General features: G+C 69.9%; 14 protein-coding genes. 9 read left to right on the plus strand and 5 right to left on the minus strand.

All coding sequences use genetic code 11. From position 1 onward, the window contains the following. Positions 1-9 precede the first annotated feature (9 nt). Positions 10-132: a hypothetical protein gene (locus AC3EO4_RS19830; RefSeq protein WP_488186350.1), complete on the plus strand. Its 123-nt coding sequence runs from the start codon at positions 10-12 to the stop codon at positions 130-132. 701 nt (positions 133-833) lie between these two features. Here AC3EO4_RS19830 and AC3EO4_RS19835 read toward each other — a convergent pair. Further along, positions 834-1,349 (minus strand): hypothetical protein, encoded by a 516-nt coding sequence (locus AC3EO4_RS19835; RefSeq protein WP_431896987.1) that lies wholly within the window; start codon positions 1,347-1,349, stop codon positions 834-836. Between the two features lie 266 nt (positions 1,350-1,615). Next, positions 1,616-4,843: an ATP-binding protein gene (locus AC3EO4_RS19840; RefSeq protein ID WP_431896988.1), complete on the minus strand. Its 3,228-nt coding sequence runs from the start codon at positions 4,841-4,843 to the stop codon at positions 1,616-1,618. Positions 4,844-4,944: 101 nt separating this feature from the next. On the opposite strand from AC3EO4_RS19840, the gene AC3EO4_RS19845 reads away from it, so the two are divergent. From AC3EO4_RS19845 to AC3EO4_RS19855, 3 genes are all read left to right on the plus strand, one after another. Further along, positions 4,945-5,583 (plus strand): hemerythrin domain-containing protein, encoded by a 639-nt coding sequence (locus AC3EO4_RS19845; RefSeq protein WP_431896989.1) that lies wholly within the window; start codon positions 4,945-4,947, stop codon positions 5,581-5,583. 35 nt (positions 5,584-5,618) lie between these two features. Next, positions 5,619-6,038: a DUF4267 domain-containing protein gene (locus AC3EO4_RS19850; RefSeq protein ID WP_379578150.1), complete on the plus strand. Its 420-nt coding sequence runs from the start codon at positions 5,619-5,621 to the stop codon at positions 6,036-6,038. 69 nt (positions 6,039-6,107) lie between these two features. Next, positions 6,108-7,418 (plus strand): FAD-binding oxidoreductase, encoded by a 1,311-nt coding sequence (locus AC3EO4_RS19855; protein ID WP_431896991.1) that lies wholly within the window; start codon positions 6,108-6,110, stop codon positions 7,416-7,418. A gap of 574 nt (positions 7,419-7,992) precedes the next feature. Here AC3EO4_RS19855 and AC3EO4_RS19860 read toward each other — a convergent pair. Beyond that, the gene (locus tag AC3EO4_RS19860; protein ID WP_379578154.1) at positions 7,993-9,198 is read right to left on the minus strand and encodes an MFS transporter; all 1,206 of its coding nucleotides are present in this window, start codon (positions 9,196-9,198) and stop codon (positions 7,993-7,995) included. Positions 9,199-9,338: 140 nt separating this feature from the next. After that, positions 9,339-9,590 (minus strand): hypothetical protein, encoded by a 252-nt coding sequence (locus AC3EO4_RS19865; RefSeq protein ID WP_431896993.1) that lies wholly within the window; start codon positions 9,588-9,590, stop codon positions 9,339-9,341. A 183-nt stretch (positions 9,591-9,773) separates the two neighbouring features. On the opposite strand from AC3EO4_RS19865, the gene AC3EO4_RS19870 reads away from it, so the two are divergent. Then, positions 9,774-10,373 carry a dihydrofolate reductase family protein gene (locus tag AC3EO4_RS19870; RefSeq protein WP_431896995.1) on the plus strand — a complete coding sequence of 200 codons (600 nt, stop codon included), beginning with the start codon at positions 9,774-9,776 and terminating at the stop codon, positions 10,371-10,373. A 163-nt stretch (positions 10,374-10,536) separates the two neighbouring features. Here AC3EO4_RS19870 and AC3EO4_RS19875 read toward each other — a convergent pair whose 3' ends face one another. Continuing rightward, entirely contained in the window at positions 10,537-11,190 is a 654-nt protein-coding gene (locus tag AC3EO4_RS19875; RefSeq protein ID WP_488186346.1) for a hypothetical protein, read from the minus strand. A gap of 87 nt (positions 11,191-11,277) precedes the next feature. Here AC3EO4_RS19875 and AC3EO4_RS19880 point away from each other — a divergent pair, with 87 nt between their 5' ends. From AC3EO4_RS19880 to AC3EO4_RS19895, 4 genes are all read left to right on the plus strand, one after another. Continuing rightward, a complete protein-coding gene (locus AC3EO4_RS19880; protein WP_431896998.1) occupies positions 11,278-12,222 on the plus strand; it encodes a D-2-hydroxyacid dehydrogenase family protein in 945 nt (314 codons plus the stop codon). Between the two features lie 368 nt (positions 12,223-12,590). Then, positions 12,591-14,090, plus strand: a complete 1,500-nt coding sequence (locus AC3EO4_RS19885) for an arylsulfatase (protein WP_431897000.1) — start codon at positions 12,591-12,593, stop codon at positions 14,088-14,090. Next, a complete protein-coding gene (locus tag AC3EO4_RS19890) occupies positions 14,087-15,094 on the plus strand; it encodes a formylglycine-generating enzyme family protein (RefSeq protein ID WP_431897002.1) in 1,008 nt (335 codons plus the stop codon). The genes AC3EO4_RS19885 and AC3EO4_RS19890 overlap by 4 nt, the downstream gene beginning before the upstream one ends. After that, positions 15,091-16,005 (plus strand): HAD family hydrolase, encoded by a 915-nt coding sequence (locus AC3EO4_RS19895; RefSeq protein ID WP_431897003.1) that lies wholly within the window; start codon positions 15,091-15,093, stop codon positions 16,003-16,005. Before AC3EO4_RS19890 ends, AC3EO4_RS19895 begins: the two co-directional genes overlap by 4 nt. Positions 16,006-16,063: the final 58 nt, after the last annotated feature.

Raw genomic sequence — 16,063 nt, forward strand, 5'->3', positions numbered from 1 at the left:
ACTGCTGACATGCACGATTCCAAGGACAGGGCCGCTCTGACTCAACGAGGCGACGGCGTGCGTGAGGCCGTCGAAGAATTCGTCACCAGAGCGTCAGCGGAGGTCACAACAGCAAAGCCCTTGCCGAAGTAGGAGGCCGCAGCCTGGCCCGGAAGGCGTGTGAACAGCCTTATAAGACCCTCGGGTGGGTGACAAACTGAGTGACAACGACTGAAGACGATCACGGTCGTGGGCGGACGTCCGTGGACGCTCCATGCTGGGCAACTGCTTCCTCAAGGCAATCGAATATGCATTCGATTTGGTTCGGGACGAAGAGTCGTGGGTTCTAATCCCGCCACCCCGACCCAGCACTAAGGCCAGTTTCCTTGATCGGAAACTGGCCTTTCGCGTTAGGCCGTTCCAGGTCGCGTGCGCCGACGACGCTGAGGCGTCCGCGCGCAGGAGCTCGCCCGGTACTCCGACGACGAGCCTGACGCTGACGATGATCAGGTGCTGCTGGTGCGCGAGTCCTCCTGATCGCGTTCGCTCCAGCACGTGGGGGGAGGTCAGCGGGGACGGCGGCGCTGGGCGGGGTCGGCTTCGGCGGTGATACGCGCGGAGGTCTCCTCGCCCCAGGCGGACGTAGCGTCCGAGGCCGGCCAGGTGCTGGTGGCGGCTCTTGGCCAGCAACTCCGGGGCGGTCCGTCCGGCCTGCGCGAGATGCTGCAACGCACTGTGTCGGAGCTGATGCAACGTCCACCCCTGGCGATGCGGGTCCAGCTCGGCGGAGGTGGTCTTGAACAGGTACTCGGCGCGCGGGTAGGACAGCCGCCCCCCCGTTGATCGGGCAGATGTCACCGCGCGCGGGCGCGCGAGATCCGGAAGTGGGGGCGCGCCGGTCGGCCAGGAACACCGGCCCTGCAGGGCGGCCGGCCAGCAGGCAGGGCAGCAGCCGGGCGGTGGCGGTGCACGTACTCGATGGCGCCGTCCTTGGAGACGACCCGGGCGCTGCGGAACTCCAGGTCGAGGTCCTCGACGTTGAGGCTGAGGATTTCCTCGGCCAGGGCCGCCGTGTCGTACAGGAGCCTCCACAGCAGGCGTTCCCGCAGGGCGTGCGCGGGGTCGGTGAACAGCTTGTCCAGCCGGGCGGCCGGGATGGCGCGGTCACCGCGCCGGGCGGGCTTGCAGCGCTCCAGGCGCCGGGCCGGGTTGGTGGCCAGCAGTTCCTGGCGCTGGGCCCAGGTGGTGAAGGAGACCAGCGCGGACAGGTGCCGGTTCCAGGTGGCGGCGGCCGCGGCCGTCCAGCGGTCCATCACCGCGGCGTACTGCTCGGGCGTCAGCGCGGCGACCGGATACTGAGGCCCGGCCACGACGGTCAGGCGGGCGAAGGTCTCGGCCTAGCCGGTGCGAGTGGTGGCCGCCTACACCGACTCCAGGAAGCGTTCGACCGTGGCCGTCATTGACGAGATATCGGCGGGCCGGGGAAGGACACGACGGACACGGGCGTCCTTCGGGTAGGCGATGTGACACATGATGTGGCCGAGTCGCCGTCGTGGCGGCGGACGCCGAGCTGGGCGGACGGGCCCGAAGGCCGCCTATATGACAGATAATGCACGTTCTGTGTTACAGATGTGCGCTAGGTGGTTGTTCGAGACCGGGCCTCGGCGGCCCAGTGGGGTGCGTTCCACCGGTCGGCGATGGTGGCAGCCTGGGTGAAGTGGGCGGCGGCCTCGGTGCGGCCTAGGAAGACGGCCAGTTCACCGAGGGTGTGGGCGACCGGGCGCAGCGCCACCGACAGGCTCGCGGCGCCCGCAGGGGGACCGTCGCGGTGCGGAAGCAGCGTCGCGTAGATCTCCTCGGCGGCGTCGCGGTCGTTCAAGGCGACGATGGCCATCGCGCGCAACGTGGTGAGGAAGGTGAAGAAGAAGTCGGGGCGGATCGGGCTGGGTGACGCGCGGACCTCGCGGGCTTCGGCGTCCAGGCCGTTGGCGTGGAGGGCGAGCGCGAGCAGGTCGGAGGTCATGGGGCCGAGCGCGGCGTGGAGGGCGCGAACGTCGTCCAGGTGCGCGCCGAGCGTGCCGTCGTTCAGCCAGATCGTGGCCAGGGCGAGTTGGAGAAAGCCCGTGTGCACCGATCCGGCGCGCCGCATGCCCTCGTCGGCCTTGATGTAGAGGAGTTCGGCGTCGCCGAATCGGCCTTCGATGAGCGCCAGGCCCGCCAGCGTGATCTCGGCGACGGCGATCGCCTCACGCATTCGGTAGGCGCGCGCGAGTTCCAGGGCCTCGGTGATCACCTGGTGCATGGTCACCGGGTCGTTGGCGGCGGCGGCGACGGCGGCATGGTTGAGCAGCCCGGTGACGCGGTAGACCGGCAGGTCGTGCTCGATGCCGATCTCCACGAGCTCCCGGCAGAGCTCGGCGTCGCCGTGGACTTCGGCCAGGATCTCGAGTGCCGCGGCCCGCAGCCGGGGTCCGGTGGCGAGGTCGAGTGCCTCCTGCGCTGCCTCCACAACGGTCGGGTCGTCCTCGCCGACCAGTTCGTGCGCGTACGCCGTCAGGAGCCGGGACCGCACCGAAGGGGTCAGTTCGCGCTTCAGCAGGCGGCTCAGGCGGTCGACGATGAGCCGGTCCACCGTGCCGTAGGTACGGGCCTGCCAGGCGGTCGGCTCTGTCCACGCGGTGAATGCGGCGATCATCAGGTCGTCGCGGCCCAGGGACTCTGCGTACTCCACGGCTTCACGGCGTGTCTCGCGGGCGGCTGCGACGGCTCCCGCCCGGATCTGCGCGCGCAGCAGCCTGCCGAGCAATTCGACGCGTTCGTCCGGTCCGGTCGAGTTGGTGACGGCGTCGGTGAGGAGGTCGGCCGCCACGTCGTGGGCGTAGCGGGCCTCGGCAAACTCGGCGGCCTGGACGCAGTAGCCGACGGCCTTCGGTGAGCCGGCGCGCGCGTAGTGATGGGCCAGCGCCGCGATGTCGTCGGTGCCTTCAAGAGCGGCGGCGATTCGGGCGTGCATCCGGGTAGCACGCAATCTGCTGACGTCGGCGATGAGCGTGTCCCTGACGAGGGCGTGGACGAAGCGGATGAGGCCTGGGCCGGGCTCGTCGAGGAGCCCGGCGATGACGCCCGCGTCCAGGGCGTCCATCACCCCGTCCTCGTCGGTGTCGGCGGCCTTGACGAGGACGTCCACTGAGCTTTCCCGGCCTGCGACCGCGGCGAGCCGGAGGACGGACACGCCTCCCTCGGGCAGGCGCGCGAGCCGGCGGCGCAGGACGTCCCGTACGCCTTCGGGGACCTCGGAGAGGGCGACCAGCGCGCCTTCGCCGTTCAGCAGCCGGGCGCTTTCGCGCACGTAGAACGGGTTGCCGCCGGTGCGCTCCGCGATCCCTGCGATGGTCTCCTCGTCGGCCTCGCATTCGGCCCGTACGAGCTCCGCGACGGCCTCGTCGTTCAGCCCCGGCAGCGCCAGGCGGAGGGGCGTGGCACGCGCGAGGGAGGCCAGCGTTTCGGTGAGGTGCCCGCTCTCGTCCGCGCGGTACGCGGCGACGACCAGGATCGGGGCCCGCATGCCGAGGACGCCGCCGAGCAGTTCCAGCGTGGTCGCGTCCGCCCAGTGCAGGTCGTCCAGCACGACGGCTACCGGGCGCTCCGCGGCGACCGCCGCGAGCCACTTCCACACGGCTTGGCGCAGGCGGAACCGTCCAGCGGTGGCGTCGGCGTTCACCGGCTCGGTGTCGGTGAGCAGCGGCGCGAGGTCGTCCGCGAACTCGCCCGGGGACGTGGACGCGGCGACGGCGCTCAGCGCCTCAGTCCAGGCCCACGCGGGCGGCGCGCTGTCGACCTCGGGGCAGCGGCCGACGGCGACCAGCCACCCGTCACGTTCGAGCCGCTTGCCGAGGTGTTCCAGCAGCGTCGACTTGCCGAGCCCGGCCTCGCCGGTGACAAGGGCGATACGGGCTCCGTCGGTGGCGGCCCCGGTGGCGGCCGTGACCAGTGCCGACAGCTGTGCCTCGCGTCCGACGAACGGCGCCTCGACGATCGGAGCCGTCCCCGGGAGAGGGGCCACCTGCGGCAGCGGGGCGGTCAGCGGGGGCGGGGGCACGGTCGCGCGTAGGACGTCTGTGCGCTGGGTGAGGATCGCCTCCTCCAACGCCGTCAGGTCCGGGCCAGGGTCGAGCCCGAGCTCCTCGGCGAGGATGCCGCGGGCGCGGCGGAGCGTCGCCAGCGCGTCGGCTTGGCGGCCGCTGCTCCACAGTGCCAAGGCGTGCAACCGCCAGCCTTCCTCGCGGAGGGGCTCGTCGCGGGTGAGCCGCTCGGCCTCGGGAACTACCGCGGCGGGGTCGCCGATGCGCAGACCCGCCGCGACGTGCAGCTCGGTGGCGACCAGGCGTAGCTCGTTCAGCCGGGCCGTCTCGGCGGCGGCCCACGGCTCGTCGGCGACCTCGGCGAACGCCGGTCCCTGCCACAGCCCCAGCGCCTCGGCGAGCCGAGCCTGCGCGGCGCGTAGGTCGGTGTCCGTACGCGCTTGGCCCAGCAGGCCCTCGAACCGCCACGCGTCCACCGCCTCCGGTGGCAGCCGCAGCGCATAACCCGGCGCCGCACTGACCAGCAGCCGGGCCGGCGTGCGCGGCGGACGTCCGGGCTCCAGCAACCGACGCAGGTTGGACACATACGCCTGCAGGGACATCAGCGCCCGCGCGGGCGGCTCCCCGCGCCACAGATCCTCGATCATCCGGTCGACCGGCACGACCTGCCCACGCGCCGCCACCAGCAACGCCAGCACGCCCCGCTGCCGGGGCCCGCCGAGGTGAACGGGGGCACCGTCTACCTCCGCTGCGAACGCGCCCAGCACCCGGATGAAGACCATGATCTGCACATCGTAAGTGGACGTTCCAAATCGGCTCCAAGCCCCCTCCAAATACCCGGGAGCAGCCTGAACACATCGCAACCGGCCGAGGGCAGGAACAGATGAGCGTCAACACCCAGGACATGGAGATCGTCCACCGCGTGCTCCGCCGTGAGTCACGGCTGCTGATGGAGCTCGTCGCGGCCGTCACCCCAGGTGACACCGCTCGCGCCAAGGTGATCGCCGACCACTTCCGCGTCTACCGGCTGGGCCTGCACAACCATCACGAGGGCGAGGACGAGCTGCTGTGGCCGCCGCTGCTTTCCCGGGTGGACCTAGAGGCCGACATCGTCCTGCGCATGGAGGCCCAGCACGAACGCGTCGCGGCCACCCTGACCAGGCTGGACGCCACGGTCCCCGCCTGGGAGGCCACCGCGGGCGCCGACGAACGCGACACCCTCGTGGCCGCCCTCTCCGAGCACCGCGCGGTCCTGCTGGAACACCTCGACGACGAGGAGGCCACCCTCCTCCCGCTCGCGGCCAAGCACATCACACAGCAGGAGTGGGCCTCCCTGGGCGATCACCTGGTGAACAACACTCCCAAGCTCACCCTGCTCACGCTCTTCGGCGCCGTCCTGGAAGACGCGAACCCGGCCGAGCGCGCCATCGTCCTCAGCGGCCTCGCCACCCCGGTCCGCGTCATCTGGCACGTCATCGGCCGCCCCCGCTACGCCCGCCACATCCGCCGTGTCCGCGGCTGAACCCTGCCCAGTCTGAACATCAAAGGAGAACAACCATGTCGCTGAAGAAGCTCAACACCGTCCTGGCCACCGCCGTCGTCCTGTTCACCCTCTACCTCGGGTTGTCCTTCGTCCTGCCCCTCGAGACGTCCTTCCCGGGTCTGCCGAACTGGCCCTCTGGCGACAGCGGCTTCCCCATCGTGAAGGGCAGCCGCGAAATCGCGATGGGTCTGACCATGGGCGTCCTGCTGGTGACGGCCCACCGCCGCGCCCTGGGCTGGGTCCTGCTGATGGTGGCCGTCGCCCCGTTCGGCGACATGGTCAACGTCATGGCCCACCACGGCTCCGCTGCCGCCGCGTTCGGCATCCACGGCCTGACCTCGGCGGTGATCGCGATCACGGGGTTGCTGATCCTCCGCGAGACCAGCAAGGCCCGCAAGGCCACTGCCCCAGCACCCACCGCGCAGCCCGCCTGACGTCTGCACGCCCCGAAGGGGTGCACGGTATTCCTTCGCATTTTCTGAGAACTCGAAAAGGAGACGACGATGACGATCAACGATCTGCGCGGTGTCCTGAAGGGGCGCGTGCTCCTGGCCGGTGACGACGGCTTCGAACAGGCGGCCACCGCGTGGAATCTGACCGTCAAGCAGCCGGTGGCGGCTGTGGTGGAGGCCGCGGATGCCGATGACGTGGCGGCCCTCGTGCGTTACGCGCGGCGGGCGGGTATGACGGTGACCGCGCAGCCGAGCGGGCATGGCGCCTCGGGTGATGTGGAAGGCCTGATCCTGTTGCGTACCGGCCTCCTGAACGAGGTGGAGGTACGCGCGCAGGAGCGCATTGTCCGGGTGGGCGCGGGCGCGAAGTGGGGGCAGGTGCTGGCGGCGGCCGGTCCGCTGGGTCTGACCGGCCTGGCCGGCAGCGCGCCGGGAGTCAGCGTGACCGGCTACACCCTGGGCGGTGGGGTCGGCTGGTTCAGCCGCAAGTACGGCTTCGCCTCCGACAGCGTGCGGGCTGTCGACATCGTGGACGCCCATGGCGAGCCGGGCCGGGTGACCGCCGAGTCCGATCCCGAGCTGTTCTGGGCGCTGCGCGGCGGTGGCGGGGACTTCGCGGTGGTGACCGCCCTCGAACTCGAACTGTATCCCGTGCCAGTCCTGTACGGCGGGCGCGTGATCTGGCCGGAGCACCGGACCAGGGAGGTGTACGACGCGTTCCTGGAGATCACCGCCGAGGCGCCGCGTGAACTCAGTGTCTGGATCAACCGGCTCCAGCCACCCGGCGCGTCGCCGATGGTGACGCTGGATCTGGCCTACCTCGGTGAGGCGGCTCAGGGGGAGGACCTGCTGGGGCGCATCGACAAGATCGAGGGCGCGATCTCCGACAGCCGCGGCGTCGTCCCGGTCGCCGACCTGGGTGACATCGCCGCCGAGCCCACCGATCCGGCCCCGTCCATCGCTCGTGCGGAGCTACTCACCGGCCTGGACGCGGACGCGGTGGAGCGCCTGCTGGCCAAGCCGGTCGAACCGCTCATCAACGTGCAGATCAGGCACCTGGGCGGAGCGCTCGCCGAGCTGGACGGCGGGGCCGGTGCGAGTGGCGCGGTGGCTGAGCCGTACCTGCTCGGCTTGGTGGGTCTCGGCCTGCCGCACGCGGCCGATGCGACGCGCGCCAAGCAGGCTGAGGTCGTGGCCGACCTGGAGGCCTACATCAGCGGCCGCAAGCCGTACACCGTGCTGTCCCCCGGTGACACGGCGGCGCAGTCCTTCTCCGGCGGCACGCTGGCGCGGCTGCGGGAGATCAAGCGGGCCCGTGACCCGCACAACGTGTTCCGCGCGAACTACCCGGTGCTCGGATAGATCGATTCCCAGCAGGTCTGCTCGGACGCCTATGGATCGCCGGGGATAGCGTTCATGGTCTCAGCACCTTTGGTGATCACCGGCTTCAGTTGAAGTCGATAGGTCTCCTTCGTGACGCTGGTGCCGGAGTGCCCACAAGATCGGCGACGGTCTCGATGGACACCACAACGCACCCGGCTGCCATATCCCGCTCGGCAGAGCCATCCCGAGCCCACCCCTCCGACATCCTCCCGATCACCGACTTTTCGCGGGTCAGTCGGCGCGACTTGCGCGTCTTGGTGTCGCCTCACACTCGATCAGCTCGCCACACGGAGATGGCGAACCGCTCGTGAGCGAACCCCGCCTCGGTTACCGGACGCCGGGATCTCCGAGACTTCACCCAGGCGACTACGTGATCCCAACGCAGCGCGCGGGCTTCCTCGGTACGGATGCCCGTCGTGAGACTGAGCACCACGTACGCGTGGAGGTCCGACGGCTCTGCGGCATTGAGCACCGCTTCGGCTTGTTGCTGCGCGAGCGATTTGGTCTTCGTTGGCCGAAACGATGAAGGAGGTCCTTGGATGATCGAGGGTGTTCAGTGTGCCCGGCTGGGCGGGGGCTCGGTGGGCAGCCGGCTGTGGCGGAAGATCCGCCACAGGGCGAGGTCGTAGCCGATCTTCGTGACCCCGGCGAACAGGAACGGCGCGGCCAGGCTGACCGATTGCAGCACGCCTGCCAGCGCCGGTCCCAGAGGCCTGGTGAGGTAGCGGGCGGTGTTGGTGATCGCGGCGGCGGCGGTGCGTTCCTCGGGCGGGACCATCGCCATCACGTACGCCTGCCGGGTGGGCACGTCCATCGACGACAGGCATGCACGCCCGAGCAGAAGGGCGATCGCCAGCGGGAGGGAGGGAGCAAACGGCACTGCGGCCAGCATGACGTTGGCGGGCAGGTGGGTGAAGACCATCGTGGGCAGCAGCCCGATCCGGTTGGCCACCCACGGCGCGGCCAGCAACGAGGCGGTCTGGAGGATCCCGGCCACGGCGAAGGTGATCCCGATCGTGTGGGTGGTGGCCTCGAAGCGGACGGCGAGCCAGTAGCCGACATAGGCCTGGATGACGAACCCGCCGGCGAGGCTGTCGGTGGCGAACAGGCCCGCCAGGCGGGCCACCGGGCCGCGGGAGCGGGCCAGTATGCGCGATTGCGGTAGTCCGTGTGCCGGAGTCGGTGCCGGAGCTTCGACGGTGGCCGGCAGCCGGAGGGTGAGGAGCATTCCGCCGGCGGCCGTGCCGGCCAGGATGCCGCCGAGCAGTCCCCGGTCGGCGGGCAGGCTCCCCAGGAGCGCGCCGAGCGTCCCGGCGACGGCGGCGACCGCGTTGTAGAGGCCGAATCCCCGCACGACCTGCTTCTGGGGGCGGCCGGTGCCGGCCAGCATGACCTGTTCCAGCGTGGTGAACGGCCCGGACTCGATGACCTCGACTGACATCGCTCCGCTGAAGGCGGCCACGGCCAGCATCCACCAGGGCAGGCCGGTGGCGATGACCAGGCCGCACAGGAGCAGGGCGGCGTACAGACCCGCGTAGGCACGGCGGCGGCCGAGGCGGTCGCCCCACCGAGCCAGGACCAGACTGGCGAGGAAGCTGCCGCCCAGAATCGCCGCCAGCACCAGACCGACCTCGGTGGCCGACAGCCCATCGCTGCCCATGAGAGCGCCGAGCTGGACGGCGGCCACGCCGTACCCGAGACCGCGAAACGCCTGCGACGTCAGCAGCACGCCCATGGTGCGGTCGTGGGCGGCGCTCATGCCGGTTCGCTAGCCGACATGCTGGAGGACGAGAGGATGTACGGGAAGGTCCATGATTCCGATCATGTACCGGAACCCGTGCCTGTGGCGGCTGTTCATGTCATTGATTCCGGACGAGGTTCTGGATCAGGCCTTCCTCGTCATGGCGCGAACAAGACCCGAGATTCGAGATCGAGACGGGTGGTTGGCTCGGCTGTCGGCGGGCTGAGGTTGAGGATCCGGTTGCCGAACCGGCGGATGACGTGAGTGATGTACAGGGAGATGGTCGCGGCCGGTAAGTGCAGGTGAGAAGGGGCTTCGGAGAGATCCGGGGCCTCTTTTTCGCTCTCCCGCGCCCAGCGGTCATCTGCGTCTCTGAACGGGTCGAGGATGGCGGCGCGCCGCGCGGGCACGCGCGCGTACCCACCGAGGGGCAGACGTCAGGTCCGGTCAACACCGTGGACATGGTGTTCGCCGTCCTGCGACCCGCACGGCTGAAAAGGATTCCGGCCGGCATGTAGAGAACAGGCGGACAGCTCCGACCTCCCTCTGAAGGCGGCGCCAGACGAGCGTCCGGAAACGCGGGAGGTAGCGAGATGAGCAAGGTCACCTGTGACATGGCGATGTCCCTCGACGGCTTCGTGGCAGGACCGCACCAGAGCCTGGAGAAGCCGCTCGGCGAGGGCGTGGGCGATCGCCTGCACCAGTGGATGTTCGACGAGCCCGAGCAGCACGCCGCGGTGATCGAGAGCATCACCGCGGCCGGAGCCTTCATCATGGGCCGCAACATGTTCGGCCCCGGCCGCGGCGTCTGGGACCTGGAGTGGAACGGCTGGTGGGGCGACGAGCCGCCGTACCACGCACCGGTCTTCGTTCTCACGCACCACCCGCGTGAGCAGGTGACGATGAAGGGTGGCACGACGTTCACCTTCGTCACCGACGGGATCGAGGCGGCGATGGCGCAGGCGCGCGAGGCCGCCGGCGATCGCGACGTCGCCATCGCCGGCGGCGCCGAGACGGTGAACCAGTACCTGGCGGCAGGGCTCGTCGACGAGCTGCGCCTGCACGTCGCGCCCGTGATCCTCGGCAGCGGCGAGCGGCTGCTCGACAACGTCGGGGACATCGCCCTCGAACCCCTCAGCGACCCCTGGGGCACCAGCCTCGTCACCCATCTGACGTACCGGGTGATCCGGTAGAAGGGTCGCGGTCCGGGTCACAACCCGTCGGTTCCGGCCGCGCGCAGCGTGTCCGAAGTGTTGGGACGGAGACCGCAGGGCCGGCGTCGCGGGGAGTCACATGCGGGAGCCACGGACCTTCGGCGTGCCGACGGCCGTTCGCCGCTCCCCGCGGGCCGGCCCGTCACGCGACCTTGGCGGACGAGGCCTTCCACGTGTTGCAGGCGCTCGGCCCGCCAGCCTTGTAGCCCCGGTCGAACCAGGCCAGCTCGTTGCCCTTCAGCAGCGACTTCCAGCTCTTGGCCGGGCGGCCGAGCGCCCTGGCGGCGGCTCCGGCGAAGCACGACTGCTGGTAGGCGTAGCGGCGCTCCTGCTCGTCGAGTTCCTTCTGGTCGCCGTGGAAGTCGAGTGTCTTGGCCGCCTTGGCGATTCCGGTCTGCACCTGGACGACCTCGCCGTAGACGGAGGCCAGTTCGTGGAAGACGCGCAGGTCGTTCTTGGCCTTGATCCAGTCGTCGGCGAGACCGACGTAGATCCCGTCGAGGGTGACGAAGGGCCAGGACTTGTACTTCTTCTTGCCGTCGCGCTGGTAGTGGATCTCGACCTTGATCCCGGGTCTGTCCCAGGCCTTGCCCAGGCAGACGATCAGCGACCGCACGTACTTCTCGGTGGCGGACCTGGTCATGCCCTTTTTCAGGGCGCACGACGTCTTGGTGAGCTTGCCCTCCTCGTAGAGGGGGTTGGCGGTCAGGTCGGGGGCGCCGTTGATGGGGTAGGCGGCAGCCGTACCGGAGAAAAGGAACAGGCCAGCCGCAGTGGCCGCCAATGCTCGAATCATCACAAAGCCGGATATTAGGGCGTGACACCGCCAACATCATCTTTGCCCGCTCTCACCTTGATAACGTCCGCTTGGTAGGGTCCGGCCATGCCGAGCTGCGCCATCCTCGACGACTACCAGAACGTCGCTCTCACCCTGGCCGACTGGACCGCCGTCGAGGCGAGGAGCATCCAGGAGCACATCGCCTCGATCGACGACCTCGTCGCGGCGATCGCCGACGACGAGATCGTGGTGATCATGAGGGAGCGCACGCCGTTCCCCGCCGAGGTGTTCGCCCGGCTGCCCAAGCTGCGGCTGCTGATCACCTCCGGCATGCGCAACGCCTCCATCGACCTCGAGGCCGCCAGAGCCCACGGCGTGACCGTCTGCGGGACCGGCAGCTTCTCCTCGCCGCCCGTCGAGCTGACGTGGGCGCTCATCCTGGGCCTGGCCAGGCACCTGGTCCCCGAGTCCGCCGCCATGCGCGCCGACGGGCCGTGGCTGACCACCGTGGGCACGGACCTGCACGGCGCCACACTCGGTCTGGTCGGCCTCGGCAAGATCGGCTCCCAGGTCGCGAAGGTCGCCCAGGCCTTCGGCATGGACGTCGTGGCCTGGAGCGAGAACCTCACCCGCGCGCGTGCCGACGAGGCCGGCGTACGGCTGGCGCCGTCACTGGAGGCGCTGCTGTCCGAATCCGCCTTCGTCTCCATCCACCTCGTCCTGAGCGAGCGCACCCGCGGCCTGATCGGCGCCAAGGACCTGGCGGCGATGCGTTCGGACGCCTACCTGGTGAACACCTCACGCGCGGCCATCGTCGACCAGCCGGCACTCGTCCAGGCGCTGGAGAGCCGCGCGATCGCAGGCGCAGGACTCGACGTCTTCGACATCGAGCCGCTGCCCGCCGGCCACCCCTTCAGAGTGCTTCCCAACGTGCTGGCCACCCCGCACCTCGGCTACGTCACCATGACCAACTACCGCACGTACTTCCGCGAGGCCGCCGAGAACGTCACCGCCTTCCTCTCCGGCACCCCGCTCCGCGTCCTGACCTGAGCGGGATCGTCGGCCGTCAGCGAGGGGGCTACTGCCGGGTCATGATCCGCTGATGCCGGCGGTCGTCGCTCTCCAGATCGCTGTGGTCGTCGTGGAAGCGGCTGGGAAGGTCAGCACTCCGGCTGTGGACGAACGTTGGCACTTCTTTGAACCGGGCCGTCCCTGCCCCCACCTGGGACGGTCCGGATCCAGGCGAGGGAAGTGCCGACCGGTCTACCGGCCGGGTGCGACCAGGGTGTGCCGCGCATTCTTGGTCACTGCCCATTCGAATCTTGACAACCCAATGGCCCGGATGTTCCGGACGGGGAGTGATGCTGGTCGAACGGAGCACGTCTGTGTTTGTCGGGCGATGTGGACCTGGGGGATGCATGCCGGAGCGACCGAACATCCTGGTCATCTTCGGAGATGACATCGGGATCACGAACCTCAGCTGCTACAGCGACGGGCTGATGGGCTACCGCACTCCCAACATCGACCGGATCGCCGAAGAGGGCGTGCGGTTCACCGACTACTACGGCGAGCAGAGCTGTACAGCGGGCAGAGCGGCGTTCATCACCGGCCAGAACCCCTACAGGACGGGCCTCACGAAGGTGGGCATGCCCGGCGCCGACGTCGGGCTGCGCGCCGAGGACCCGACGATCGCCACCGCGCTCAAGGCCCATGGGTACGCCACCGGCCAGTTCGGCAAGAACCATCTCGGCGACCGTGACGAGTTCCTGCCGACGGCGCACGGGTTCGACGAGTTCTTCGGCAATCTCTACCACCTCAACGCCGAGGAGGAGCCGGAGCAGGTCGACTACCCGACCGAGGAGGAGTTCCCCGGATTCAGGGAGCGGTTCGGGCCGCGAGGGGTGATCCGCTCATGGGCCGACAAGGACGGCACCCAGCGCATCGAGGACACAGGACCGCTCACCAAGAAGCGGATGGAGACCTGCGACGAGGAGTTCCGTGACGCGGCGGTCGACTTCATCCGCCGCCAGAGCCAGGCCGGCACGCCCTTCTTCGTGTGGTTCAACTCCACCCACATGCACTTCCGCACGCACTGCAAGCCGGAGAGCAGGGGCCGCGCGGGGCGCTGGCAGTCGGAGTACCACGACACGATGCTCGACCACGATGACCTCGTCGGGGACCTGCTCGCCGTCCTCGACGAGCTCGGCATCGCCGAGGACACGATCGTCATGTACTCCACCGACAACGGCCCGCACATGAACACCTGGCCCGACGCCGGCATGACGCCGTTCCGCAACGAGAAGAACTCGAACTGGGAGGGCGCGTACCGCGTTCCCGCCGTGGTGCGATGGCCGGGCAGGATCCCGGCCGGGGTCGTGCTCAACGGCATCGTCAGCCACAACGACTGGTTCGTCACCCTGCTGGCCGCGGCGGGCGTGCCGGACATCGCCGCCAGGCTCAAGGAGGGTACGGAGCTCGGCGGCACGTCGTACCGGGTGCATCTGGACGGCCACGACCAGCTTCCCTACCTCACCGGCGAGGTGGACGAGAGCCCGCGCAAGCACTTCTTCTACGTCTCCGACGACGGGGACCTCACCGCGCTGCGGTTCTACGACTGGAAGCTGGTGTTCCTGGAGCAGCGTGCCGCCGGAACGCTGCGCGTGTGGGCCGAGCCGTACTCGGAGCTGCGCGTCCCGAAGATCTTCAATCTGCGCACCGACCCCTACGAGCGCGCCGACATCACCTCCAACACCTACTACGACTGGCTGCTCGATCACGCGTGGGCGCTGGTCCCCGCGCAGTCGTACGTGGCCGGCATGCTCTCGACCTTCGCCGACTTCCCGCCGCGGCAGGCTCCGGCGAGCTTCAACATCGACCAGGTGTTGAACAGGCTGCGCGCCGGGATACCGAGCGCGTGAGCGGCACCGGACGGCTCGGCGGTCGCGAGGTGGGGGCGACTCACGGCTGCGACGGTTCGATCCGCCTCGGCGGCGGGGTCTTCACGATGGGCTCCGACGAGCACTACCGCGAGGAGGCGCCGGCCCACAAGGTGCGGGTGGACGGGTTCGCCATCGACCCGGTCGCCGTCACCAACCGTCGTTTCGCCGCGTTCGTGGCGGCGACCGGCTACGTCACCGTGGCCGAACGGCCGTTGGACCCGGCGGACTTCCCCGGCGCGCCACCGGAGAACCTGGTGCCGGGGTCGATGGTGTTCGTGCCGACGCCCGGCCCGGTCGACCTGCGGCATCTCAGCCTCTGGTGGAGGTGGACGCCGGGCGCGTGCTGGCGCTCCCCCGAGGGGAGCGGCTCGGACGTCGGCGACCGTCTCGACCATCCGGTGGTCCACGTCGCCTACGAGGACGCCGCCGCCTACGCGGCCTGGATCGGCGCCGCGCTGCCGACCGAGGCGCAGTGGGAGTACGCCGCTCGCGGCGGCCTCGAGGGCGCCGCGTTCACGTGGGGCGACGAGCCGCGGCCTGGGGGTCGCATCATGGCCAACACCTGGGACGGAGACGACTTCCCCTGGCGCTCGACGGGGGAGTCAGGTTGGTCGCGGACCGCGCCCGTCGGGTCCTTTCCGGCGAACCGCTACGGGTTGTTCGACATGGCGGGCAACGTCTGGGAATGGACCTCCGACTGGTGGACCGGGCGGCACCCTGACCAGGCCGCGTCGCCGTGCTGCGTCCCGCGCAATCCCCGCGGCGGTGACGTCGGCTCGAGCTACGACCCGGCGCAGCCGCAGTTCCGCATCCCGCGCAAGGTGATCAAGGGCGGGTCGCACCTGTGCGCCGACACCTACTGCCTGCGGTACCGGCCCGCCGCGCGCCGACCGCAGATGATCGACACCGGCATGAGCCACATCGGATTCCGCTGCGTCTGGGACTCCTCCGCCTCCGGGCACGTGACGGGTGGCGGGTCGTGACCGCCGGGACCCCGCTGCCGTCATGGCGGCCCGGCGCGACCAGGGACGCGCTCCTCGGGTTCCTCGACGCCGCCCGCTCGGTGCCGCGGGCCGATCGGGTGGCCTATTTCGACAACGACGGCACGTTGTGGTGTGAGCGGCCGGCGTACGTCCAGCTCGAGTTCTTTCTGAGCGCTCTGCGCCGGCGCGTGGCGGACGACCCGTCGATCGGCGAGCGGGACGAGTTCGCCGCGCTCCTCAGCGGCGACCAGGACCGGGTCGGCGAGCTCGGCCTGGCGCGCATCGCGCTCGCGCTCGCGGGCCTGTTCGAGGGCTTCACCCCCGAAGCGTTCACCGCCGAGGTCCGGACCTTCATGGCGACGGCGACCCACGCCACGCTCGGCCGGCCGATGAGCGCGACCGTGTACCAGCCCATGCTCGAGCTGATCGGCGAGCTCCGCCGGCAGGACTTCACCGTCGGCATCGTCACAGGGGGCGGCACCGAGTTCGTCCGCGCCGTCAGCGAGGACCTCTACGGCGTGCCGTCCGAACTCGTCGTCGGCACGCTCATCGCCTACGACTTCGGGCGGGACGGCTCCGGGCGCCCAGAACTCCGCCGTACCGGCAGGGTCCTCGGTGGTGCCAACGAAGGGCCCGTCAAGGTCGCCAACATCCAGACGCAGCTCGGACGGCGCCCGATCCTGGCCGCCGGCAACTCCGGCGGTGACCGCGAGATGCTCGAATGGGCCGTCGCCACGGACCGGCCGGCTCTGGCGCTGCTCGTCGACCATGACGACGCCGAGCGCGAGTTCGCGTACGCCGGCAAGGCGGCGACCCTGACCGAAGCGGAGCCCATCACGGAGACCGCCACGCGCGCCGGTTGGACCGTCGTCAGCATGGCCGGCGACTGGGAGACCGTCTTCCCGCGCTGATGATCGCGGCGAGTGCCCTCGACGTGGATCCAAGTTTTACGACGTCAACGGACGCACC

It is taken from the genome of Nonomuraea sp. bgisy101 (genome assembly GCF_057708945.1).

What these genes read in the sequence shown, in the direction of transcription:
- AC3EO4_RS19885 (WP_431897000.1), top strand. Translation starts at nt 12,591, where the DNA reads ATGCCGGAGCGACCGAACATCCTGGTCATCTTCGGAGATGACATCGGG.
- AC3EO4_RS19880 (WP_431896998.1), top strand. Translation starts at nt 11,278, where the DNA reads ATGCCGAGCTGCGCCATCCTCGACGACTACCAGAACGTCGCTCTCACC.
- AC3EO4_RS19840 (WP_431896988.1), bottom strand. Translation starts at nt 4,843, where the DNA reads ATGGTCTTCATCCGGGTGCTGGGCGCGTTCGCAGCGGAGGTAGACGGT.
- AC3EO4_RS19845 (WP_431896989.1), top strand. Translation starts at nt 4,945, where the DNA reads ATGAGCGTCAACACCCAGGACATGGAGATCGTCCACCGCGTGCTCCGC.
- AC3EO4_RS19860 (WP_379578154.1), bottom strand. Translation starts at nt 9,198, where the DNA reads ATGAGCGCCGCCCACGACCGCACCATGGGCGTGCTGCTGACGTCGCAG.
- AC3EO4_RS19850 (WP_379578150.1), top strand. Translation starts at nt 5,619, where the DNA reads ATGTCGCTGAAGAAGCTCAACACCGTCCTGGCCACCGCCGTCGTCCTG.
- AC3EO4_RS19875 (WP_488186346.1), bottom strand. Translation starts at nt 11,190, where the DNA reads ATGATTCGAGCATTGGCGGCCACTGCGGCTGGCCTGTTCCTTTTCTCC.
- AC3EO4_RS19855 (WP_431896991.1), top strand. Translation starts at nt 6,108, where the DNA reads ATGACGATCAACGATCTGCGCGGTGTCCTGAAGGGGCGCGTGCTCCTG.
- AC3EO4_RS19870 (WP_431896995.1), top strand. Translation starts at nt 9,774, where the DNA reads ATGAGCAAGGTCACCTGTGACATGGCGATGTCCCTCGACGGCTTCGTG.
- AC3EO4_RS19830 (WP_488186350.1), top strand. Translation starts at nt 10, where the DNA reads ATGCACGATTCCAAGGACAGGGCCGCTCTGACTCAACGAGGCGACGGC.